17 protein-coding genes are annotated in these 21,048 nt (G+C 74.0%); 5 read left to right on the top strand and 12 right to left on the bottom strand.

The annotated features are described in order from the left end of the window. Window positions 1-151: 151 nt before the first annotated feature. Window positions 152-1,570, bottom strand: a complete 1,419-nt coding sequence (locus tag ACFVWU_RS24325; RefSeq protein WP_387624626.1) for a cation:dicarboxylate symporter family transporter — start codon at window positions 1,568-1,570, stop codon at window positions 152-154. A gap of 240 nt (window positions 1,571-1,810) precedes the next feature. On the opposite strand from ACFVWU_RS24325, the gene ACFVWU_RS24320 reads away from it, so the two are divergent. From ACFVWU_RS24320 to ACFVWU_RS24305, 4 genes are all read left to right on the top strand, one after another. Further along, window positions 1,811-3,493, top strand: a complete 1,683-nt coding sequence (locus ACFVWU_RS24320) for an ATP-binding protein (protein WP_387624624.1) — start codon at window positions 1,811-1,813, stop codon at window positions 3,491-3,493. Then, a complete protein-coding gene (locus ACFVWU_RS24315; protein WP_387624621.1) occupies window positions 3,490-4,212 on the top strand; it encodes a response regulator in 723 nt (240 codons plus the stop codon). Before ACFVWU_RS24320 ends, ACFVWU_RS24315 begins: the two co-directional genes overlap by 4 nt. Window positions 4,213-4,365: 153 nt before the next feature. Further along, window positions 4,366-5,766 (top strand): diaminobutyrate--2-oxoglutarate transaminase, encoded by a 1,401-nt coding sequence (locus ACFVWU_RS24310; RefSeq protein WP_387624619.1) that lies wholly within the window; start codon window positions 4,366-4,368, stop codon window positions 5,764-5,766. Continuing rightward, window positions 5,763-7,277, top strand: coding sequence for a pyridoxal phosphate-dependent decarboxylase family protein (locus ACFVWU_RS24305; RefSeq protein WP_387624617.1), 1,515 nt, complete (start codon window positions 5,763-5,765; stop codon window positions 7,275-7,277). The genes ACFVWU_RS24310 and ACFVWU_RS24305 overlap by 4 nt, the downstream gene beginning before the upstream one ends. A gap of 18 nt (window positions 7,278-7,295) precedes the next feature. Here ACFVWU_RS24305 and ACFVWU_RS24300 read toward each other — a convergent pair whose 3' ends face one another. The 10 genes from ACFVWU_RS24300 to ACFVWU_RS24255 form a co-directional block, all read right to left on the bottom strand. Further along, window positions 7,296-8,093: an inositol monophosphatase family protein gene (locus ACFVWU_RS24300; protein ID WP_387624640.1), complete on the bottom strand. Its 798-nt coding sequence runs from the start codon at window positions 8,091-8,093 to the stop codon at window positions 7,296-7,298. A 193-nt stretch (window positions 8,094-8,286) separates the two neighbouring features. Next, window positions 8,287-9,489, bottom strand: a complete 1,203-nt coding sequence (locus ACFVWU_RS24295; protein ID WP_387624615.1) for a type III PLP-dependent enzyme — start codon at window positions 9,487-9,489, stop codon at window positions 8,287-8,289. Continuing rightward, the gene (locus ACFVWU_RS24290; RefSeq protein ID WP_387624612.1) at window positions 9,486-11,303 is read right to left on the bottom strand and encodes an IucA/IucC family protein; all 1,818 of its coding nucleotides are present in this window, start codon (window positions 11,301-11,303) and stop codon (window positions 9,486-9,488) included. Before ACFVWU_RS24290 ends, ACFVWU_RS24295 begins: the two co-directional genes overlap by 4 nt. Beyond that, window positions 11,300-12,484, bottom strand: a complete 1,185-nt coding sequence (locus tag ACFVWU_RS24285; protein WP_387624609.1) for an MFS transporter — start codon at window positions 12,482-12,484, stop codon at window positions 11,300-11,302. Before ACFVWU_RS24285 ends, ACFVWU_RS24290 begins: the two co-directional genes overlap by 4 nt. Beyond that, window positions 12,481-14,223, bottom strand: coding sequence for an IucA/IucC family protein (locus ACFVWU_RS24280; RefSeq protein ID WP_387624606.1), 1,743 nt, complete (start codon window positions 14,221-14,223; stop codon window positions 12,481-12,483). The genes ACFVWU_RS24285 and ACFVWU_RS24280 overlap by 4 nt, the downstream gene beginning before the upstream one ends. Beyond that, window positions 14,220-15,419 carry an acetyl-CoA carboxylase biotin carboxylase subunit family protein gene (locus ACFVWU_RS24275; RefSeq protein ID WP_387624603.1) on the bottom strand — a complete coding sequence of 400 codons (1,200 nt, stop codon included), beginning with the start codon at window positions 15,417-15,419 and terminating at the stop codon, window positions 14,220-14,222. Before ACFVWU_RS24275 ends, ACFVWU_RS24280 begins: the two co-directional genes overlap by 4 nt. Before the next feature lie 143 nt (window positions 15,420-15,562). Beyond that, window positions 15,563-16,555 (bottom strand): ABC transporter substrate-binding protein, encoded by a 993-nt coding sequence (locus ACFVWU_RS24270; RefSeq protein ID WP_387624600.1) that lies wholly within the window; start codon window positions 16,553-16,555, stop codon window positions 15,563-15,565. A gap of 92 nt (window positions 16,556-16,647) precedes the next feature. After that, window positions 16,648-17,532: an ABC transporter ATP-binding protein gene (locus ACFVWU_RS24265; RefSeq protein ID WP_387624598.1), complete on the bottom strand. Its 885-nt coding sequence runs from the start codon at window positions 17,530-17,532 to the stop codon at window positions 16,648-16,650. Next, window positions 17,532-18,545 carry a FecCD family ABC transporter permease gene (locus ACFVWU_RS24260; RefSeq protein WP_387624637.1) on the bottom strand — a complete coding sequence of 338 codons (1,014 nt, stop codon included), beginning with the start codon at window positions 18,543-18,545 and terminating at the stop codon, window positions 17,532-17,534. The genes ACFVWU_RS24265 and ACFVWU_RS24260 overlap by 1 nt, the downstream gene beginning before the upstream one ends. Window positions 18,546-18,562: 17 nt before the next feature. Then, complete coding sequence (locus ACFVWU_RS24255) at window positions 18,563-19,528, bottom strand: FecCD family ABC transporter permease (protein WP_387624634.1); 966 nt, start codon at window positions 19,526-19,528, stop codon at window positions 18,563-18,565. 232 nt (window positions 19,529-19,760) lie between these two features. On the opposite strand from ACFVWU_RS24255, the gene ACFVWU_RS24250 reads away from it, so the two are divergent. Next, window positions 19,761-20,696: a (2Fe-2S)-binding protein gene (locus tag ACFVWU_RS24250; RefSeq protein WP_387624595.1), complete on the top strand. Its 936-nt coding sequence runs from the start codon at window positions 19,761-19,763 to the stop codon at window positions 20,694-20,696. A 36-nt stretch (window positions 20,697-20,732) separates the two neighbouring features. Here ACFVWU_RS24250 and ACFVWU_RS24245 read toward each other — a convergent pair whose 3' ends face one another. Next, complete coding sequence (locus ACFVWU_RS24245; RefSeq protein WP_387624592.1) at window positions 20,733-21,026, bottom strand: DUF6191 domain-containing protein; 294 nt, start codon at window positions 21,024-21,026, stop codon at window positions 20,733-20,735. Window positions 21,027-21,048 lie beyond the last annotated feature (22 nt).

The raw sequence follows: 21,048 nt of genomic DNA, 5'->3' as shown, positions 1-21,048 counted from the left end.
AACGCTCGGCTGGCAAACCCCACCCGCGCGCCTGCATAAACTGCTCGCGGCCTAATCAAACCAACCACGTGTTGCAACGACCCCTAGAAACCGCCGCGCCGTTTCCGGGGGTTGGTGGGGGCGCCGGACCGGGGAGTCGGGGAACGGCCGCTCAGACGGCGGCGGCTGCGGTTGCTGCCGCGCCCTGGGCTGCCGGGGCCTCGGGCTCGGGCTCGGCTGCGTCCGGGGCGCCGTGGGTGCCGTGGGTGCCGTGGGCGTCGACCAGGGTCAGTTCGTCGAACGGCAGCTCGCCGCCCAGCACCCGGCGGGCGCGCTCGGCGTCCAGCTCGCCGGTCCAGTGCCCGATCAGCACGGTCGCGACGGCGTTGCCGGCGAAGTTGGTGAGCGCCCGGGCCTCGGACATGAAGCGGTCGATGCCGACGATCAGGCCGACCCCGTCCACCAGCGCCGGCTTGTGCGACTGCAGCCCGCCCGCGAGGGTGGCCAGCCCGGCGCCGGTGACCCCGGCCGCGCCCTTGCTGGCGATCACCATGAACACCAGCAGCGAGAGCTGCTCGCCGATCGACATCGGCTTGTCCATCGCCTCGGAGATGAAGATCGAGGCCATGGTGAGGTAGATGGCGGTGCCGTCCAGGTTGAAGCTGTAGCCGGTCGGAACGGTGATGCCGACGACCGGGCGGCTGACGCCCAGGTGCTCCATCTTGGCGATCAGCCGGGGCAGCGCGCTCTCCGAGGAGGAGGTCGACAGGATCAGCAGGAACTCGCGGCCGAGGTACTTGAGCAGCGCGAACACGTTGACCCCGGCGATCAGGCGCAGCAGTGCGCCGAGCACCACGACGACGAACAGCACGCAGGTCACGTAGAAGCCGATCATGATCACGGCGAGGCTCTTCAGCGCGGCGATGCCGGTGGCCCCCACCACCGCGGCCATGGCGCCGAAGGCGCCGATCGGCGCGACCCACATGATCATCGACATGATCCGGAAGACCAGGCGCTGCAGGTGCTCGATCCCGCGCAGCACCGGGGCGCCGACCGGGCCCATCGCCTGCAGCGCGAAGCCGGCCAGCAGGGCGACCAGCAGGGTCTGCAGGACCTTGCCCTGGGTGAGGGCCGAGAACAGGGTGTCGGGGATCATCCCGAGTAGGAAGTCGGTGGTCGACTGGGCGCCGCCGGCGGCCGCCTGGGCGTGGCCGGACTTGGCGAGCGCGGCGGTCAGGTGCAGGCCGTCGCCGGGCTCCAGCAGGTTGCCGACGGCCATGCCGATGGCGAGCGCGACGGTCGACATGGCGAGGAAGTAGCCGATGGCCAGGCCGCCGACCTTGCCGACCTTGGCGGCCTTGGTGACCGAGCCGATGCCCAGCACGATGGTGCAGAAGATCACCGGGCTGATCATCATCTTGATCAGGTTGACGAAACCGGTGCCGACCGGCTTCAGCTCCACGGCGAAGTCGGGGGCGACCAGCCCGACCACCACACCCGCGACCACGGCGGCGATCACCGCGAGGTAGAGGTAGTGGGTCCGGTCCTTGCGTCTGGGTCCCCCCGCCGTTGCGGCTCCAGCGATCGACATCTGCGGCTCCTTCGCCCTGCAGTCCTGGCGGCCCCGGGTGGTGGGCCGATCCGACTATGGGCGCGGGCGTGACGGAGGTCACGTTTGCGTTCATAGAGTTCACGGTCGCGCGGTCACGGGCTTCCGGGCCGCACGCTCGCGGGGTTCCGAGTCGCGTGGTCACGGACTTCGCGGACCTCGGGGCCGGCCGGCGCGGTCCGGCCCCTGGGGCCCCGGAGGGTGTGGTGCACACTGGCAGGCATGTCCGTGCGCACCGCCTCCGCCCGCCCGCGCCGCCGGTGGCTCCCCCTGCCGCGCCGGCTGGTCCGCAGCCTGGCCGGGCAGCTGTTCGTCGTCCAGGTGGTCATCGTGGCCGCCGTGGTCGCGGGCGGCGCGGTGCTCGCGTACCTGTTCACCGCCGAGCGCACCGAGGACGCGGCCCGCCGCGAGGTCACCTCGGTCGCCCATGCCGTCGCCGACTCGCCGTCCGTCCGGTCCGCCGTCGCCGGGTCCGACCCGACCGCGGTGCTCCAGCCGTACGTCGAGCAGGTGCGCCAGGACACCGGGGTCTCCTTCATCACCGTCATGGACACCGACGGGGTGCGCTGGACCCACCCGCTGCCCGAGCAGATCGGCAAGCGCTACCTCGGGCACATCGACTGGGCGCTCGCCGGCCAGACCCGCAGCGAGACCTACACCGGCACGCTCGGCCCGTCGGTGCGGGTGGTCACCCCGGTGTGGGACGACCGGCACCGGGTGGTCGCGCTGGTCAGCGTCGGCCTGACGCTGGAGTCGATCTCCGCCCAGCTGGGCGGCCCGCTGCTGGCCCTGGTCGGGGTCGCGGTGGCCGCGCTCGCACTCGGCGGAGTGGGCACCTACCTCGCCAACTCCCGGCTGCGGCGGCACACCCACGGCATGGGACCGGACGAGCTCAGCCACCTCTACGAGTACCACCAGGCCACCCTGCGCTCGGTGCGGGAGGGGCTGATCCTGCTCGACCGCTCGTGCCGGGTGGTGCTCTGCAACGACGCCGCTCGCGAACTGCTCGGCCTGGCCGGCGAGTTGGAAGGTCAGCCGGTGGCGGAGCTGGGCCTGCCCGGGGCGCTGGTGGCGGCCGTGCTCGGCGAGGCGCCGGTGCGGGACGAGGTGCACCTGACCGCCGAGCGGGTCGTGGTGCTCAACACCTCTGTCATCGGGACCGGCCTCGGTCGGGTGGTGACCCTTCGCGACCACACCGAACTTCAGTCACTCAGTGGCGAGTTGGACTCCGTGCGCGGCTTCACCGAGGCGCTCGGGGCGCAGGCGCACGAGGCCGCCAACCGGCTGCACGCGGTCGTCTCGCTGATCGAACTCGGCCGCCACGAACAGGCGGTGGAGTTCGCCACCGCCGAACTCGAACTCGCCCAGCAGCTCACCGACCGGGTGGTCGCGGCGGTCAGCGAGCCGGTACTGGCCGCGCTGCTGCTCGGCAAGGCGGCCCAAGCCGCGGAACGGGGCGTGGAGTTGACCCTCACCGAGGACAGCCGGATCGACGACGGGGTGCTCCCGCCCGGCCTCTCCGCCCGGGACCTGATCACCGTGCTCGGCAACCTGATCGACAACGCGGTGGACGCCGCGATCGCCGGGGCCGCACAGAGCCCGGCCCCGCCGGAGGTCACCGTCACCGCCCGGATCGACGGCGAGGACTCCCCGGACGCCTGCCTGCTGCTGCGGGTCGCCGACACCGGGGCGGGCATCGACCCGTCCGCCGTCCAGGACGTCTTCCGGCGCGGTTGGAGCACCAAGCAGGACGGCCACGGGCACGGCCTCGGACTGGCACTGGTCGCCCAGGCCGCCCGGCGCAACGGCGGCGCCGTCGAGGTCGGACGGGAGCGCGGCGCGGTGCTCACCGTACGGCTGCCGCTGGCCGGCCGGGCCCAGGAGCGGGAAGGGGCCCTGAGGTGACGGCGACCGAAGGTGCCCGGGCGGGGATCTCCGTGCTGGTCGTCGAGGACGACCCGGTGGCCGCCGCCGCGCACACCCTCTACGTGGATCGCGAGCCCGGCTTCCACGCCGCCGGGACGGTGCACAGCTGCGCCGAAGCGCTGCGCTTCCTGGAGAAGGCGCGCGCCGCCGGGGCGCCCGTCGACCTCGTCCTGCTCGACCTCTACCTGCCGGACGGCCACGGCCTCCAGCTCTGCCGCACGCTGCGCGCCGCCGGATACGGCACCGACGTCATCGCCGTCACCTCGGCCCGCGACCTCGCCATGGTGCGGCAGGCGGTCTCGGCGGGGGTCGTGCAGTACCTGCTGAAGCCGTTCAGCGCGGCCGCCCTGCACGACCGGCTGGAGCGCTACGCCCGCTACCGGGACAGCCTCGGGCGAGCCGGCGAGGCGACCGGGCAGGACGAGGTCGACCAGGCGTTCGCGCTGCTCCGCACGCCCGAGCGCAGCACCCTGCCCAAGGGGCTGAGCGCGCCCACCCTGGACTCCGTCGCGTCCGTCCTGCGCGAGGCCGCGACCGGGCTGTCGGCGGCCGCCGCGGGCGCGGCCGCCGGGGTCTCCCGGATCACCGCGCGGCGCTACCTCGAACACCTGGTGGACACCGGGCGGGCGGTGCGGGAGCCGCAGTACGGGAACGTCGGGCGGCCGGAGCTGTGCTACCGGTGGAAGGGTCGGGCGTGACCTTTCGGCGCGGCGCTCGTTGCACTGGTCGGGGTGGCGCCAGTCATGCCGGGGGAGGTTCACCCGCTCGGGTGGTTCTGGGGTGCCCCGGGGCATTCCGTCAGGTCACGAGCGATAAAGTTAGGCTTACCTAACTTCTTCTGGGGGTTCGCCTTGTCGCTTGCCGCCGTACCCGCCCAGGCCGCCTCCGGGGCCGCCGTCGCCGGGGCCCCGCCCACCGGCGAGGCCATCCTGCGCCGCCAGCGCGTCCGCGAGTCCGCCGCCCGGACGTACGCCCGCTCCTTCCCGATCGTCCCGGTCCGGGCCAACGGCATGACCGTCGAGGGCGCCGACGGGCGGCGCTACCTCGACTGCCTCTCCGGCGCCGGCACGCTCGCCCTCGGTCACAACCACCCCGTGGTACTGGAGGCGATCCGCCGCACCCTCGACAGCGGCGCCCCGCTGCACCTGCTCGACCTCGCCACCGCCGAGAAGGACGACTTCACCAGCGCGCTGTTCGAGAGCCTGCCCACCGAGTTCACCGCCCGCGCCCGGGTCCACTTCTGCGGACCGGCCGGGACGGACGCCGTCGAGGCCGCGCTCAAACTGATGCAGACCGCCACCGGCCGCCCCGGCGCCCTCGCCTTCACCGGCGCCTACCACGGCATGACCGCCGGAGCCCTCGCGCTCACCGGCAACGTCGCCGTCAAGGAGCCGCTGCCGAGCGGCGGCGAAGTGGTCCGGCTGCCCTACCCGTACGGCTACCGCTGCCCGTTCGGGGTCGGCGGGGAGACGGGCACCGAGCTCGCCGCGACCTATGTGGAACGGTTGCTGGACGACCCCTCGGGCGGGGTCGTGCCGCCCGCCGCGATGATCCTGGAGGCCGTCCAGGGCGAGGGCGGGGTCGTCCCCGCGCCCGACGGCTGGCTGCGCGAGATGCGCCGGATCACCGCCGAACGCGGCATCCCGCTGATCGTCGACGAGGTGCAGACCGGCGTCGGGCGCACCGGCGCGATGTGGGCGGTCGAGCACAGCGGCATCGTCCCGGACGCCATGGTGCTCTCCAAGGCCATCGGGGGCAGCCTGCCGCTCGCCGTCGTCGTCTACCGCGAGGACTACGACGGCTGGCGGCCCGGCGCCCACACCGGCACCTTCCGCGGCAACACCCTCGCCATGGCCGCCGGGGCCGCCACCCTCCGGTACGTCGCCGCGCACGGGCTGGCCGAGCGGGCCGCCGTGGTCGGCGCGCGGATGGTCTCCCGGTTGCGGGAGCTCTCCGCCGAACTGCCGGTGATCGGCGATGTGCGCGGGCGCGGGCTGATGCTCGGGGTCGAGCTGGTCGACCCGGCGGCCGAGACCGACGCCTGCGGGGCGCATCCGGCGGATCCGGCGCTCGCCGCGCGGGTGCGGGAGGCGTGCCTGGCGCGGGGCCTGATCGTGGAACTCGGCGGACGGCACGACGCGGTGCTGCGGCTGCTGCCTCCGCTCACCATCACCGACGAGCAGGTGGCCGCGGTGCTCGACCGGCTGGCGGAGGCGATCGCGGCCGCCGCGTCCCCCCGAGGTGGCGCGTGACCGCCGAGCCCGGCGCGGTACCCGAACTCCCGGGCGAGGACGTCCCGTTGGACGCGCTCGCGGGCGGGGCCGGCGGGCCCGGCGCGCTCGGGCCGCTGCTGGCCACCGTCCTCGACGCGCTCGACACCGGCACCGCGCTGCGCTCCGGCCCGCTGCCCGCGGGCAGCCCCGCCGAGATCGCCGCCCTGGTCGCCGACGGTCTGGCCGGGGCCGGCGGGCGCGGCGCGCTGGCTCGGCTCACCGAACTGCTCGCCTACGGCGCCGCCGACCCGGCCGACCCCGCCTGCGCCGCCCACCTGCACTGCCCGCCGCTCGCCGTGGCCACCGCCGCCGACCTCGCCGTCAGTGCGCTCAACCCCTCGCAGGACTCCTGGGACCAGGCCCCCGCCGCGACGGCCCTTGAAACCGCGCTGCTCGCCGAACTCGCCGCGCTGGTCGGCTACGACCCGGCGCGCTCGGCGGGCGTCCTCACCTCGGGCGGCACCGAGTCCAACCTGATGGGGCTCATGCTGGCGCGCGACCAGAAGCTCGACGGCATCGTCGAGTTGGACGGCGTCCCGGCCGGCGTACGGCCCTGCATCCTCGCCTCCGAGGCCGCGCACTTCTCCGTCCAGCGCTCCGCCGCCCTGCTCGGGCTCGGTGAACGGGCCGTGGTCAGCGTCCCGGTCGACCGCCAACTCCGGATGCGGCCCCAGGGGTTGGAACGCGCCCTGGCCGAGGTCAGCCGGGCCGGACGGACCCCGATCGCCGTCGTCGCCACCGCGGGCACCACCGACACCGGCGCGATCGACCCGCTGGCCGCCGCCGCCGACCTGGCCGGCCGCTACGGCGCCTGGCTGCACGTCGACGCCGCGTACGGCGGCGGCGCGCTGCTCTCCGACCGGCTCGCCCCGCTGCTCGACGGCATCGCCCGCGCCGACTCGCTCTCCCTCGACTGGCACAAGCTCGGCTGGCAGCCGGCCGCCGCCGGGATCTTCCTGGTCCGTCGGGCGGAGACCTACGTGTCGCTCGCCCGGCGCGCCGAGTACCTCAACCCGATGGACGACGAGCAGGCCGGCTACCCCAGCCTGCTCGGCCGCTCGCTGCGCACCACCCGCCGGGCCGACGCCTTCAAACTGGCCGTCACCCTGCGCGCCCTCGGCCGCGAGGGGCTCGGCCGGCTGGTGGACGCCTGCCACGAACTGGCGCTCGCCGCCGCCTCGGCGGTCCGCGCCGAGCCCTCGCTCGAACTCCACGCCGAGCCGGTGCTCACCGTGCTGCTGTTCCGCTACCGGCCGCCGGGGATGACGGACGAGGCGGCCGTCGACGAGCTGAACGGGCAGCTGCGCCGGATGCTGCTGCGCACCGGGCGGGCGGTGATCGGGCGCACCGAGCTGCCGGGCGAGGGGCCGGGGCGGCTGCGGCTGAAGCTCACCCTGCTCAACCCGCACACGACGGCGGGGGAGGTGGGGGCGCTGCTGCGGGAGGTGGTCGGCGCGGGGCGCAAGGTCGCGGGGGAGCGGGCGGGGTAGGGGCTCGTCCAGGTGGGGTCAGTCGCTCAGCAGGATGCCGCGGGTGAGTTCCCAGGTGTGGGGGTCGGCGGCGACCAGGAGGCCGTCCTCGCAGCCGGGGGCCTCGGGGCGGTAGGGGCTGCCGTCCAGGCGGGCGGCGACGCCGCCGGCCTCGGTGAGCAGCAGGGAGCCGGGGGCGTGGTCCCAGGGGAGGGTGCGCCAGTAGAAGATGAAGTCGAACCGGCCCTCGGCGATGTCCGGGTACTCGACCCCGGCGGCGCTCCGGCCGGGGGAGATCTCGCCGAAGGCCGAGCAGTTGGCTTCCAGGTGGCGGCGCTGCTCCGAAGCGAGGAAGCGGCTCTTCAGGACACCGGTCAGCTCGGAGGCGTCGGCCGGTGCCGGTGTGCGGGTCAGGCGTTCGCCGTCGCGCCAGGCGCCGGCGCCGAGTTCGGCACGGTAGGCGGTGGCGGTGGCGGGTTGCCAGATCCAAGAGGCGACGGCCCGGCCGGAGCGGACGAGGGAGCACATCACGGCGTAGTCGGGGCGGCCGGCGACGAAGTTGGAGGTGCCGTCCACCGGGTCCACCAGCCAGACGGCGGGCTCGTCGTGGATGGCCTGGGCGAGCGAGGGGTCGGCGGCGACCGCCTCCTCGCCGACGACCGGGACGGGGAGCAGCTCGGTCAGGCGGCGGGCGATGATCGCCTCGGCCTCGCGGTCGGCGATCGTGACGACCTCGCCGGGCGCCTTCTCCATCACCTCGCCGGCGGCCAGTGCCCGGAAGCGCGGCTCCACCGCCTCGGCCGACGCCTCGGCGAGTATCTCCGCCACCTTGTCCATCAGCACGTTCGCGCTCCCTTCGCTGCCTACCACTGTCGCACGAGTGCGCGGAGGGGATTGCGGCGGACGGGGGTGAAGAACGGCTGACAGCTAACAGAGTTCAGATGACAGATTTCAACATCTGTCATCTGAACTCTGTCAGCTGTCAGCCGTCAGTTGTCGCTCTCGGCGGTCGGCGGCGGCCCGCGAGCCGTCACGCACCCAGGTAGTGGAACCCCGGGCGCGGGTGCATCAGGAACTCGTGGTGCGAGATGTTCCACGCGTACGCGCCCGCCATCGCGAACAGCACCCGGTCTGCCGCCCGCAGGCCGTCCGCGCCGCTCGCCGCCCGGGCGAGGACGTCCTTCGGAGTGCAGAGCTGCCCGGCCAGGGTCGCCCGCCCGGTGGTGACGGCGGGGCGCGGCCAGGGGTGCGGCCAACCGTCCACCGGGAGCACCTCGAAGGGCTGGGAGTGTCCGCGGGTGGCGGGGGTGCGCAGGTGGTGGGTGCCGCCGCGGACCACCGCGAAGTCCTCGCCGTGGCTCCGCTTCACGTCCAGCACCTCGGTCGCGTACCAGCCGCAGTAGGCGGTCAGCGCCCGGCCCGGCTCGATCCGCAGGGTCAGCCCGGGGTGGGTGTCGAGCAGCTTGGCCAGGCCCTCGCCGAAGGCCGTCCAGTCGAAGCGCTGGGTCGGGTCGTCGTAGTCCACCGCCATTCCGCCGCCGATGTTGACCTCGGCCAGCGGGAAGCCGTGCCGCTCGGCGAGTTCGGCCGACCAGATGACGATCTGCTCGGCGACCGACAGCTGCTCCGCCGCCGCCAGCCCGCTGGCCAGATGGGCGTGAACCCCGCGCAGACGCAGCCGACGTCCAAGCGGTCCGCCACCGGTGAGCAGCCGGACGCACTCCTCCGCCCGGTCCGGGTCGAGCCCGAACGGCGTCGGGCGTCCGCCCATCGCGAGCGGCACCGCGTCCAGGGCGTCGGTGACCACCGGCAGGTTGACCCGGAGCAGCACGTCCACGACCGTCTCCGGCCGGTCGGCGAGCACGGCGGCGAGCCGGTGCAGCTCCTGCTCGCTCTCGACGTGCCAGCGGTGCACCCCGGCGTCGACGGCGGCGGCGATCTCGGCCGGGGTCTTGCCGGGCCCGCCGAAAGCCAGCGGCGCGTCCGGCACGGCGGCCCGCACGTGCGCCAACTCCCCGCCACTGGAGACCTCGTAGCCGTCGACGGCGTCGCGCAGCGCGGTCAGCAGCGGCACCTCCGGATTGGCCTTGGCCGCGTAGTACATCTCGACCCGCTCGGGCAGCGCGGCCCGGACGGCGGCGGCGTGCGCGCGCAGCGCGGCCAGGTCGTAGACGTAGGCGGGCAGTCGGTCGGCCGAGAGGGAGACGACGTGGCCGTGGACGGTGCTGCTCATCGGAGGGTGCTCCCGGCGGGAAGGTGGGCGGTCATGCGGGCGGCCTCGGCGAGCACCGAGCCGGCCAGCGGGGAGGGCAGCCGGACGTACCCGGCCTCGCGGTCGGCCTTGCGCTCCCAGCGGGTCAGCAGGTTGGCCTTGGCGGGCAGCGGGACGCCGGCCAGCAGGGCCCGCAGCCTGGGCGGGCGGCCGTGCGCGGTGGCGTACTCCTCCAGGGTGTCCCGGACGGCCTGCCAGAGCGCGCCCTCCAGCTCGGGGTGCCGGTCGGCGAGGGCGGCGAGCAGTTCGGCGACGTGGTTGACCAGCAGGCAGTAGACCACCCGGTCCCAGCCGCGCTCGGCGTCGTACGTCATCGGGCCGGCCACCTCGGGCGGCAGGGCGGCCAGGATGTCGGCGTTGTGCTCGGGCACCAGCTTCGTCCCCTCCAGGTCGCGGAAGAGCACCTGGGCCGGGCGGCCGTCGGTGTCGACGCCGATCAGCACGTTCTGCAGGTGCGGCTCCAGCACCACGCCGTGGTCGAAGTAGGCGGCCAGCACCGGGGGGAGGAGCAGTCGCAGGTAGGCGCGCCACCAGTCGAGGGCGGCCGCGCCGTCCGAACCGTCGCCCAGCAGCCAGGAGATGTGCGCCGAGCTGGTCGGGTGCTCGTCCGCGACGGCGGCGGCGAGCATCGGGGTGACGCCGGGCCGCAGCAGGCCGCCGAAGCCCTCGCGCAGGATCAGGCCGAAGCCCTCGTACAGCGCCCGGTCGGGGCGGCTGTCGGCGCCCGGCAGGGCGAGGGTGCGGAAGGCGGGCTCGCGCAGCATCGCCGCGTCGGGGAAGCGCCGGGCGAGGTCGGTGAGCGCGGGGGCCAGCAGCCGCGTGAGCGCGACGGCGCCGGTGAGCTCGTAAGCGGCGTTCTTGCGCAGGCAGTTGGTGATGCGGACATTGAGGCTGAACTTGAGGAAGGCGTCCGCGCCGTGCAGGGTGCGCACCGAGGCGGTGGCGGCGAAGCGCTCGCCGCGCGGGCCGAGGTCCAGGACGTCACCGCGAGCCATGGCCGCGCGCAACAGCGGGTGGTCGCCGATGAGTTGGTACTGCCAGGGGTGGGCGGGCAGCAGCCGGTAGCCGTCCGGGACGTCACCGAGGCCGTCCAGCCGGGCGATCGCGTCCTCGTCCAGGGACTCCTCGGCGAGCAGCTCGGCGCGGACGGCGAGGTGGCGCAGCGGGAACGCCGCGCGGGACTCGGGCGCGTACCGGCTCCAGTCGCCCCGGGCGGCGGAGCGGGACTTGGGGGCCGGGTGGAACCGGTGGCCGAACAGCAGGGCCTGCTCGGACTCCAGGTAGCGATCGTCCCCGGCGGCCGGGCGCCCGTCCAGGCCCTGGCTCACGCCGTGGTGACTGGACGCCACCTGGTCGAGGAACTCCTCGTTCACCGTGCCGGTGCGCAGCTCGAGCTCGTCCTGGGCGTACTCGGCCAGCTCGCGCCAGCCCAACTCGCGCCAGCCGTCCGTGGATTCCTCGAAGACCGGCCCGGTGAAGCGGTGCGCGCCGAGCAGCGAGGTGCGGCGCAGGGCGACTCGCAGCAGGGTGCCGCGGCGGGGCAGGCGCAGCAGCAGGTGTCCCTCGTCGACGGCGGTCTGGTGCTCGGGCGCGGAGACCTCGCGCAGCAGGCAGTTGAGCAGGGTGTGGACCACCGCCTCGTCGGCGGTGGGGAGCGTGGTGGGGAGCGTGGTGGGGAGCACGATGGGAAGCGCGGTGGGCGGAGTGGCCGGTCGGGTGGTGGGGAGGCCGGTCGTGGCGGCGGCCGACTGCGGGTGGGCCGTACGGGCGGTCATCGGGGGCTCCTACGGGTCAGGAGGGCGAGCAGGGCGGCGGCCAGTGCGGCGGCGGTGCCGGTGACGACGGGGGCGGCCGGTCCGCCGCTGCCGTTGGCCAGCGCGGCGGCGAGTCCGGCGGCGACGGCACCGCACTTGGAGACGGTCTCGCGGGTGCCGAACATCCGGCCCGGTGCACGGCCCCGGGCGGCTTCGGCGGCGAGGACGGCGAGGCAGACCAGGCCGAAGGTCATGCCGAGCCCGAGCACCGCCCGGGTCAGGGCGAAGGTGAGCAGCGAGTGGGCCGGGGCGTGTCCGGCCAGCCCGAGGGCGACCAGGGCGAAGCCCACCGCCAGCCCGGTACGGGGCCGCGCCTCGACGGCGGCGTGCACCCGCCCGGCGGCGACCAGGTAGACCAGGTGCGGCAGTGCGAACAGGAAGCCCGCGACCGTGCCGTTGACGCCCGGCAGCCGCTGTTGCACCAGGGTGATCAGGTAGGGGAAGGAGATGATGGTGGCGAAGACGAAGGCGAACTCGAAGGTGTAGAGCAGCTTGAGGGAGCCCGGCGGGGTGGTCTGGGCCGCGTCCCCGCCCGCCCGGACGGCCCGGGGGTGGGCCGGCTCGGGCAGGAAGCCGAGCAGGACGGCGGCGGTCATCGGCAGCAGTGCCATCAGCAGGTACTGCCGGTGCGGGTCGATCCACGGCGACAGCGCGCCGACCAGGATCGGCGCCGCGACCAGGGCCGCCCGGGCGCTTCCCTGCATCAGGGTCAGCGCCTTGGACAGCTGCGAACCGTCCAGGGCCGAGGCGAGGTAGCCGTTGGTGGCGGAGAAGGTGCCGCCGAGGAAGCCCTGGAGCACCAGCGCGATGGTGAACGCGGTCAGGCTGTCGGCTGCCCCCGCGAGCAGGAAGGAGACGGTGAGGCCGAGTTGGGCGCGCAGCAGCAGCCGCTTCTGGCCGAAGCGGTCGGCCAGCCGGCCCCACAACGGCGCGCCGAGGGCGGTGAAGACGGTCGGCACGATGTAGAGCAGGCCCGCCCACCGGCCGTCCTGGTCGCCGAGGCCCGGGAGGATCTCGGCGAGGAAGGGCGGCAGGCCGAGGGCGGCGAAGGAGGCGACGAAGTAGCAGGCCGCGACGGCGTGAACCTGGCGCCGGTCCAGTCCGACCGCCCCGGCCGGCCGCGCCAGCGGTTCGACGGTCATCGTGAACCGTCCCTCGGCAGCAGGTAGTTGGGTCCGTCCGTGTAGTGCTTGTTGATGTCGGCGGCGCCGCTGCGCTCCTTGCTGAGCAGGGTGCCGGCGCTCACCATGGCCTTGACGGGCAGCCGCTCGGCGTCCAGCAGCTCGGTGCGCAGCGGGTGCCCGGCCGGGCCGAGGCGGTCGACCGCCTCGCCGAGGAGGTCGCGCAGGAGCCGCAGGCTCAGCTCCAGCGGTACCCGGTCGTGCGCGGCGAGGCCGAACGCGAGCGAGGCGGCGCACAGGTGGCCGGTGATCGTGGTGAACAGGTCGGTGAGCGCGCGGTCCTGCTCGCCGAGGATCCTCGGGTCGCGGAACTCGGCGGCCAGCGGGGCGAGTTCGCCGATCCTGGCGGTGTTGATCCGGGGCCCGTCGTTGTCCTTGTAGAGCAGTCGCAGGCCGGTGTCGTCCAGGACGAGCGAAGTGTTCTGCTGGTGCGACTCCAGGGCGATGCCATGGCCGAACAGGGCGGTCTGCCAGTCGACCAGCAGCCGCAGCAGTTCCTCGTACAGGGCGGGGACGGAGCCGCCGTGGAAGCGGTCGGCCAGGTGGTCGATGACCAGCCGTCCGTCGGGGGCCTCGGCGAGCAGGGCGGCCAGCGGCACGGTGACGGCGTCGTCGAGGCCGCCCGGGTAGCGGCGCAGCAGTACGGCCAGCAGTTCGTCGTCGGCGTGCGCGTAGCACTGCTCGTCGACGTGCAGCACCCGCCCGGCGAAGCGCGGCTCGTGGGCGATCACGGCCTCCACCAGGCGCTGTCCGACCGCCCCGTTGACCAGGGTGACCGGCTTGATGGTGCGCCGGTTGCGCAGGCCCAGGGTCGCCGTGGCCAGCGGGAGTTTGAGGTGGCAGGTCGGGTCCTGGGCGACGGCGACGGTACGCATGGACAGCGTCGGCAGCACGGTGAGGTACGGCTCCGGGGCGAGCACCGCGCCAGGCGCAATCCGCTCGAAGTCCTCGCCCGCGGTCAGCGGGTGGACCGGGACGGTGAGGAACGTGCCCGGGACGCCCAGCTGTTCGGCGCTCGGCCACCAGGCGGGCAGCGGCCCGTCACCGCGTACGGTCAGCCGCTCGGCCGGGACGGCGAGCCAGCGCAGTTCGAAGCTCGGGTGGAACTCCGGTGCGTAGGCGCGAAGTTGCGGCTCGGTCAGACCGGAGCGGCCACGGGCGGTCGGGTAGACCGGGTGGTCGAGGAAGGCGGCGAGGGCCTCGAAACCGAGCGAGGCGCGCGGGCCCGTCCAGTCGGCCGTGTCCTTGCCGTAGTGCTCGGCGAGCGCGGCGTGCACCTCGGGGCGGACCCGGTCGTGCAGCCGCATGGTGGCCAGGGTCTGGCGGCACTCCTCGGCGAAGGCCAGGTGGCCGGGCCGGTCCAGCGGATCGGCGCGGTCGGCCAGGTGGGCGAGGATGGCGGGCAGCTCGGTGAGTCGGACGCCGTCCGCCTCCAACTCCGGCAGCCGGGCCGCGTGGTCGCCCTGGAAGCCCTCGGGGGCGACCGGCAGGGCGAGCGTCGCGTTGCGCAGCCAGGGGCCGTCGGCCCGTTGCTCCAGGACGCCGTCCGCGCGCAGGCCGAGCACGTCCTCGCGCAGCAGGGCGGACAGCACGCGCAGGGTCAGCTGGTCGGCGGAGGTCCCGCCGAGGGGCGTGTTGGTGTCGGCGGGTGTGCGGCCGGCGGGCGCTGTGCGGGTGGGCGTCCTGTCGGTTGGAGTCATGAGGCGATCTCCCAGCGGCTGGCGGCGATGAACTCCGCCACGGCGGTGTCCACCGCGTCCTGGTCCGGGCCGACCGCCCAGACGATGCCCAGGTAGTCGCGGTTGGTGCGGTAGAGCTCGTGCCGGGCACCGAGCTCGCGCACCGGGCGGTAGGAGAGCGTGACCCCGTCGGCCCGCCGCTCGAACAGTGGCTCCGGGGCGACGGTCAGGGTGCCGGCCCGGTCCGCGCAGACGCGTTCGTGGCGGGCCCGCCGGCCGGTGCGCGCGCCGAGGTCGGCGGGCAGGTCCTCGCCGAGGTGGGCGCGCAGCACCAGCTCGAAGTACGGGAGGTCGAGGATCTCGGCGAGCATCAGGTCGCACTGGTCGCCGATGGCGCGGTAGTTGACCTCGATGAGGCGGGCGCGGCCGTCCGGCTGGAGGACGAACTCGGTGTGGCAGGCGCCGAGTCCGACGCCGAGCGCGTCGAGCTGGGCGAGCACCTGGTCGACCACGGCTCGGGGGTGCGCCGGGGTGAAGGTCAGCACTTCCTCGATGAAGTCCGGCGGCGGGGAGAGCCGGGTGCGGAAGCCGCCGAGGACGTGGCGGGTGCGGCCGTCGCCGAGGGTCTCCAGGGTGCGCAGCTCGCCGGCCAGGAACTCCTCGACCACCAGCGTGGCGCCCGGGCGGCGCTGCTGGATCTCCTTGACCCGCAGGGCGAGTTCGTCGGCGTCGGCGACCAGCGTGACGTCCTCGCTGGCGACGCCCTCGCGGGGCTTGAGGATGCAGGGGAACGGCGGGGTGAGCTCGGCCGGGTCCTGGCCGGGCGCGAGCTCGGCGGACCAGACCCGGTCCAGGCCGGTCTCGGCGAGGTGGCGGCGCAGCTCGCCCTTGTTCTTGGCCCGCAGCGCGGACTTCCAGTCCTTGGCGGGCAGGCCGAAGTAGTCGGCGACCAGGGCAGTCTGGGTCTGCAGGTGGTCGCTGTTGCTGAACACCACGTCGGGCGCGTGGTGTTGGGATATCGCCCCGATCACCTCGCGGAAGTCCTGGACGTCGCACTCCAGCAACTCGTACGGGAACCCGGCGTCGGCGTAGGCGCGTTGGTGGTCCTCGACGTGGTCGGTGAGGACGGTGACGTCGAGGCCGAGCCGGGCGGCGGCGGGCAGGAAGCCGTGGGTGACCGAGTCGGTGGGGTTGAGGGCGAGCAGGTAGAGCCGCATGGGGTTGTCCTTGGGGGCGTGGTGACGGGCGGAGGACGGAGGACGGCGAACGGAGGACGGCGAACAGATAACGGATGACAGATGTTGAAATCTGTTATCTGTTTGCCGTCATCTGTCATCTGTCATCAGTGATCTGTCGGCCGTTACTTGGGCGCGTCCACGCCCGCCGCCTTGGCGATGTCCACGAGCATCGCGTCCGCGGCCTGGACGCCGATGCCGGACATCCAGGTCTCGTCCGGGACGTTGAAGACCTTGCCGTTCTTGACGGCGTTCAGGCCCTGCCAGACCGGGGTCTGCTGGACCTCGCTCTCCTTGGTCTTGGTCGGGTCGTCCGCGGTGGTGACGAACACCAGGTCGGCGTCGGCCTGGCTGATCTGCTCGGCGCTGACCTCGATGATGTTCTTGTCCACGTCCTGCGAGGCCGGGCGGGCCAGGCCCACGTCCTTGAGCACCACACCGCTGTACGAGGCCTTGGCGTACAGGCGGGTCGGGCCGGCCACGAAGCGGACCACCGAGGCGGTCGGCATCGTTCCGTTGTACTTCGCCTTGATCGCCTCGCCCAGCTTGTGCGCCCGCTCCTCGTAGTCGGCCAGCGCCTTCTTCGCCTCGTCCTCCTTGCCGAGCGCCTGGGCGTACAGCGCCAGGTTTTCCTTCCACGGGAACCCGGTGGTCTCGGCCAGCACGGTCGGCGCGATCGCGTTCAGCTGGTCGTACACCTTGGCGTGGCGGACCTTGGAGGACAGGATCAGGTCGGGCTTGAGGGAGGCGATCAGTTCGAGGTTCGGCTCGTTCATCGGGCCGACGTCCTTGGTGTCCTTGATCTTGTCCTTGAGGTAGTTCGGGAACCCGCCCTCGGTCTTCATGTGCGGGGACACCGCGCCGACCGGCGTGATGCCGAGCAGCGTGACGTCGTCCAGTTCGCCACTGTCCAGCACCACGACGCGCTTGGGCTGCGACTTGATCTCGGCGGTCCCGGCGGCGTGCTTGACGCTGCGCGGGAACCCGGCGGAGGTGCCGGCCGAGGCGGAGGTCGCGGAGTCACCGGACTTGGTGGCGTCCCCGTTGCTGCCGCAGGCGGCGAGGAACGTGGCGGACAGCGTGACGGCGAGGACGGCGGCGGGGAGTCGGCGGTTCATCGGGGTTCCTTGGATCGGGGTCGAACAGGGGGACGGGGCTGGGGGTTCGGGGGGTGGGAAGTTCGGGGGTGGGAAGTTCGGGGGTGGGAAGTTCAGGCGGAGGCGGCGACGGCCCGCCTCCGGGCCCGTGGCACGACCAGCGGAGTGCCGGTCTCCGGGTCGGGCACGACCAGGCACGGCACCCCGAACACCGCCTCCACCAGCTCGGCCGTCAGCACCTCGGCGGGTGGACCGGCCGCGGCGAGCCGCCCGTCCTTGAGCACCACCAGGTGGTCGGCGTACCGGGCGGCCTGCCCGAGGTCGTGCAGCACCATGACCACGGTGCGCCCGGCCTCGGCGTGCAGGTCGGCGACCAGGTCGAGCACGTCGAGCTGGTGCCGCAGGTCGAGGAAGGTGGTCGGCTCGTCGAGCAGCAGCAGGTCGGTCTCCTGGGCGAGCGCCAGCGCGATCCACACCCGCTGGCGCTGCCCGCCGGAGAGCCGGTCGACCTGCTGGTCGCGCAGTTCGGCGGTGCCGGTGCGCTCCAGTGCGTCCTCGACCGCCGCCTGGTCGGCCTTGGACCACGGGCTGAGCATCCGCTGGTGCGGGTAGCGCCCGAGCCGCACCAGCGCCTCGACGGTGACCGCCTCGGGCGTGACCGGCTGCTGCGGCAGCAGGCCCATCCGCTTGGCGAGGGTCCGCGCGGGCATTCGGTGGATGTCGGCGCCGTCCAGGGTGACGGTGCCGGCGGCCGGGTCGAGCAGCCGGACCAGTCCGCGCAGCAGGGTGGACTTGCCGCAGGCGTTCGGTCCGACGATCGCGGTGACGGCGCCGCCGGGCAGTTCGAGGTCGAGCCCGTCGACGATGGTCCGATCGCCGTAGCGCAGCCCGAGGCCGTGGGCGGCGAGTCGGTCGGCGCTGACCCGGCTGGCGGTGGCGGCCTGGCGGGTATCGGCCGAGGTGACGGTGGCGGTCTGGTCGGTGGCCGAGCTGGTCATCAGCTGCTCCTCTGGGGAAGCCGGCTCTGGCGGATCATCAGCACCAGGAGCCAGGGCGCGCCGAGGGTGGCGGTGACGGCACCGACCGGCAGGCCGTGGACGGGGATCACGTGCAGCACGAGGAGGTCGGCCGAGAGCAGCAGCACGGCGCCGGTGAGCGCGGTGAGGCCGAGCGTGCCGAGGGTGGGCGGTCCGGCGAGCAGCCGCACCAGGTGCGGGACGGCGAGCGCGACGAAGGCGACCGGTCCGGTGAGGGCGGCGGCCAGCGAGGCGAGCGTGATGGTGAGCAGCAGCAGCCAGAGCCGGTCCCGGGCGGGGTTGAGGCCGAGGCCGCCGGCCGAGTCGTCGCCGAGGTCGAGGACGGAGACCCGCCGCTGGCAGAGCAGGACGGCCCCGGCGGTCAGCGCGATGGCGGTGCCGCCGATCCACACCTCGGTCCAGTTGCGTCCGTACAGCGAGCCAGTGGTCCACTGCATCGCGGAGGAGGCCAGCTCGGCCGGGAACCGTACGATCATCAGGTTCACGGCGGCGGCCAGGCCCTGCTGGACCGCCAGGCCGACCAGCACCAGCCGGGTGACGGCCATCTTCGAGCGCCAGGCGAAGCCGCCGAGCAGCAGCGCGGCGAGCAGTCCGCCGCCGACGGCGGCCAGCGGGATCAGCTGCTGCGAGGCGCCGGTGGCGAGCATCAGCACCGCGCCGAAGGAGGCGCCGCCGGTGATGCCGATGGTGTCGGGGGCGGCCAGCGGGTTGCGGAACAGCCGCTGCAGCATCGAGCCGGCCATCGCCAGGCCGGCGCCCGCGATCAGCGCGGAGACCACGCGCGGCGCCCGGAACTGCTGCACCACCAGGACGTTCCCGGGCTCGCCCTGCCCGACCAGGGCACGCAGCGCGTCCCAGACGGAGATGCTCACCTGACCGGTGCCGAGCGCGATGCCGGTGAGCAGCACCAGCAGGGCGACGGACACCAGTGACCAGGCGGCGGTACGGGCCCGGCGGCGCGCGATGGCGCCCATCGGAACGGCGAGCGTCGTCACTCGGCCACCTTCCGGGCCAGCACCGCGAGCAGTGGAGCGCCGAGGAAGGCGGTCACGATGCCGACCTCGATCTCGGAGGGCCGCACCACGAGCCGGCCGAGCACATCGGCGCCGAGCAGCAGCAGCGGACCGGCGATCAGGCAGCCGGGCAGCAGCCAGCGGTGGTCGTTGCCGAGGAGCGGGCGGACCAGGTGCGGCGCGGCCAGTCCGATGAACGCCACCGGTCCGGCGACGGCGACCGCGCTGCCCGCGAGCAGCACGACGGCCAGTCCGCCCACCACCCGGATCCGGGCCACCGGCACGCCCAGCGACTGCGCGGTCTCGTCGCCCAGGGCCAGCGCGTTGAGTGCGGGCGAGACGGCGAAGGCGCCCAGCAGTCCGAGTGCCAGGAACGGCAGCACGGGGGTGAGGGTGTCCAGGTGCCGCCCGGCGATCGAGCCGGCCAGCCAGAACCGGGCTTCGTCCAGGGTGCGGTGACTGGCCAGCATCAGCGCGGAGGTCCAGGAGGTGAGCACCACGGTGAGCACGGTGCCGCCGAGTGCGAGCCGAACCGGGTCGAGGTCCCCGCCGCGCCGGGACATCGTGTACGCGGCGACGGCGGCGACCGCCGCCCCCGCGAAGGCGAACCAGACGTACTCGACCGGGCGGGAGAGGTCCAGCGTGTAGATCGCGGCGACCACGGCGAGGCTCGCGCCGGCGTTGATGCCGAGGGTGATCGGCGAGGCCAGTGGGTTGCGGGTGACGCCCTGGGCGACCGCCCCGGCGACGCCGAGCGCGGCCCCCACGGCCAGCCCGATGAGCGTGCGCGGGACGCGAAGGCCCGTCACCACATCGGCGTCACCGCCGTGGGCGGCGCCGGTGAGGGCGTCGAGGACGGTCGACAGCGGGATGGATCGGGAGCCCAGCGCGAGGCTCAGGGCCGTGCACAGCACGAGCGCGCACACGCCGACGAGCAGCAGCAACGGTCGCTGTGCCGCCGAGGAACGTGGCGTCGCCGGGGCTGGGGTGGCCGACGGGTCGGTTCTCAACACGAGTCGACATCTTAGGTTAGGTTTACCTAACTTCGTCAAGGTCGAGTTGCCCGCCCAGGTGGACCGCTCGACCGTGGTGCGAGGTGGTCGGGCGGGCCCACTGAGGCATTGTAAGGTGAGGCTCACCTTAATCGATCTTTCGAAATCGATCTCGGGAGTGCCGATGGTCCCCGGAACACCCCTGCCCGTACTCGCCCAGGCGCGGCCGTCCGCCCTGGTCGGTGACTACGAGCGGCTGCGCGAGCTCTGCCCGGTGCTGGAGCTGCGCCTGCTCGACCCCGTCGAGCCCGATCCCTCGGCCGCCGACGGCTGGTACTCCGGGGCCCAACTCGCCACCGACGAACGGGCACTGGCCGCCGTCCTGGCCGGAGCGGAGGACCGCATCGCCGCCGAGCACGGCCGCGCCCCCCGCCCGCACGTCACCGCCTCCCGGCTGCTCCACCACTACGTCTGGTCGGCCTGCCTGCTCATCGCCGGCCCCTGGCACCTCGCCCGACGGGTCCCCGCCGTCGACCCCGCCGACCTCTGGCTGCACGCCCCCACCGGCCGGCTCGCGCTGCGCCCGGGCGGACATGTCGCCCTCGCCGGAGGCCTCGCCGGCGACCTCCGCGGCGACCTCCCCGGCGATGATGAACTGCGCGCCGAACTGCGGGCCGCCGTGGTCGCCCACCTCGAACCGGTGCTCGCCGCCTTCGCCGGACCGACCCGGCGCCGCGACCGCGCCCTCTGGGGCATGGTCACCGACGACCTCGTCTCGGCCGTCTGGTACCTCGGCCGGATGCTCGGCGCCCGCGACGCGACCGCCCGGGACGCCACCACCCGCGACGCCACCGCCCGCGACGCGACCACCCGCGACGCCACCGCCCGCGACGCGACCGCGGAGGACGACGCCGTCGTCGCCGCCGGGGCCCTGCTGCCCGGCGGCACCCTGCCGCTCCCGGGCGCCGCCGACTTCCGCAGGCTGCGCACCCCTGACGGCCGCGAACACCACACCCGCACCCGGCTCGGCTGCTGCCTCTACTACGCGGTCAAGCCCGAGGCCGTCGCCTGCCTGACCTGCCCGCGCACCAGCGACGAGGAGCGGCTGCGCCGGCTCTGACGGTACGTCCGCGGGCCCGCCGTCAGGTGTGCGGCCCTACCGCCCGTCCCCTTCGTCGCCCTTGGCGCGAGGCAGCACCGCCACACCCCGCTCCAGGTCCACCCCGAAGTGCGGCGGCGCCCCCGCCTCCGCGTCGTCCCGGAGTGCCAGCTGTTCCCGCCGCTGCTCGATCTGTATCCGCTTGCCCGGGCTGAACAGCGCGTGCAGCTCTTCCAGGCCACCGCCGCCGCCCACTCCCACCCCGGGCGCGCGCGGCCGACGGCGCCGCGAGGACTCGCCCCGCATCTGACAGGCCGAGAGCACCACCAGCCCGACTGCCACGGCCACCACGCACGCCACGCTCACGATCCAC

Origin of the sequence: Kitasatospora sp. NPDC058190 (assembly GCF_042883685.1) — a bacterium.
In the GTDB taxonomy this organism is placed as follows: domain Bacteria; phylum Actinomycetota; class Actinomycetes; order Streptomycetales; family Streptomycetaceae; genus Kitasatospora.
The sequence above is the reverse complement of the archived record's forward strand: the minus strand, read 5'-3'. Positions and strand labels throughout refer to the sequence as shown.

What these genes read in the sequence shown, in the direction of transcription:
- ACFVWU_RS24325 (WP_387624626.1), bottom strand. Translation starts at nt 1,570, where the DNA reads ATGTCGATCGCTGGAGCCGCAACGGCGGGGGGACCCAGACGCAAGGAC.
- ACFVWU_RS24320 (WP_387624624.1), top strand. Translation starts at nt 1,811, where the DNA reads ATGTCCGTGCGCACCGCCTCCGCCCGCCCGCGCCGCCGGTGGCTCCCC.
- ACFVWU_RS24300 (WP_387624640.1), bottom strand. Translation starts at nt 8,093, where the DNA reads ATGGACAAGGTGGCGGAGATACTCGCCGAGGCGTCGGCCGAGGCGGTG.
- ACFVWU_RS24295 (WP_387624615.1), bottom strand. Translation starts at nt 9,489, where the DNA reads ATGAGCAGCACCGTCCACGGCCACGTCGTCTCCCTCTCGGCCGACCGA.
- ACFVWU_RS24290 (WP_387624612.1), bottom strand. Translation starts at nt 11,303, where the DNA reads ATGACCGCCCGTACGGCCCACCCGCAGTCGGCCGCCGCCACGACCGGC.
- ACFVWU_RS24285 (WP_387624609.1), bottom strand. Translation starts at nt 12,484, where the DNA reads ATGACCGTCGAACCGCTGGCGCGGCCGGCCGGGGCGGTCGGACTGGAC.
- ACFVWU_RS24280 (WP_387624606.1), bottom strand. Translation starts at nt 14,223, where the DNA reads ATGACTCCAACCGACAGGACGCCCACCCGCACAGCGCCCGCCGGCCGC.
- ACFVWU_RS24275 (WP_387624603.1), bottom strand. Translation starts at nt 15,419, where the DNA reads ATGCGGCTCTACCTGCTCGCCCTCAACCCCACCGACTCGGTCACCCAC.
- ACFVWU_RS24270 (WP_387624600.1), bottom strand. Translation starts at nt 16,555, where the DNA reads ATGAACCGCCGACTCCCCGCCGCCGTCCTCGCCGTCACGCTGTCCGCC.
- ACFVWU_RS24265 (WP_387624598.1), bottom strand. Translation starts at nt 17,532, where the DNA reads ATGACCAGCTCGGCCACCGACCAGACCGCCACCGTCACCTCGGCCGAT.
- ACFVWU_RS24260 (WP_387624637.1), bottom strand. Translation starts at nt 18,545, where the DNA reads ATGGGCGCCATCGCGCGCCGCCGGGCCCGTACCGCCGCCTGGTCACTG.
- ACFVWU_RS24250 (WP_387624595.1), top strand. Translation starts at nt 19,761, where the DNA reads ATGGTCCCCGGAACACCCCTGCCCGTACTCGCCCAGGCGCGGCCGTCC.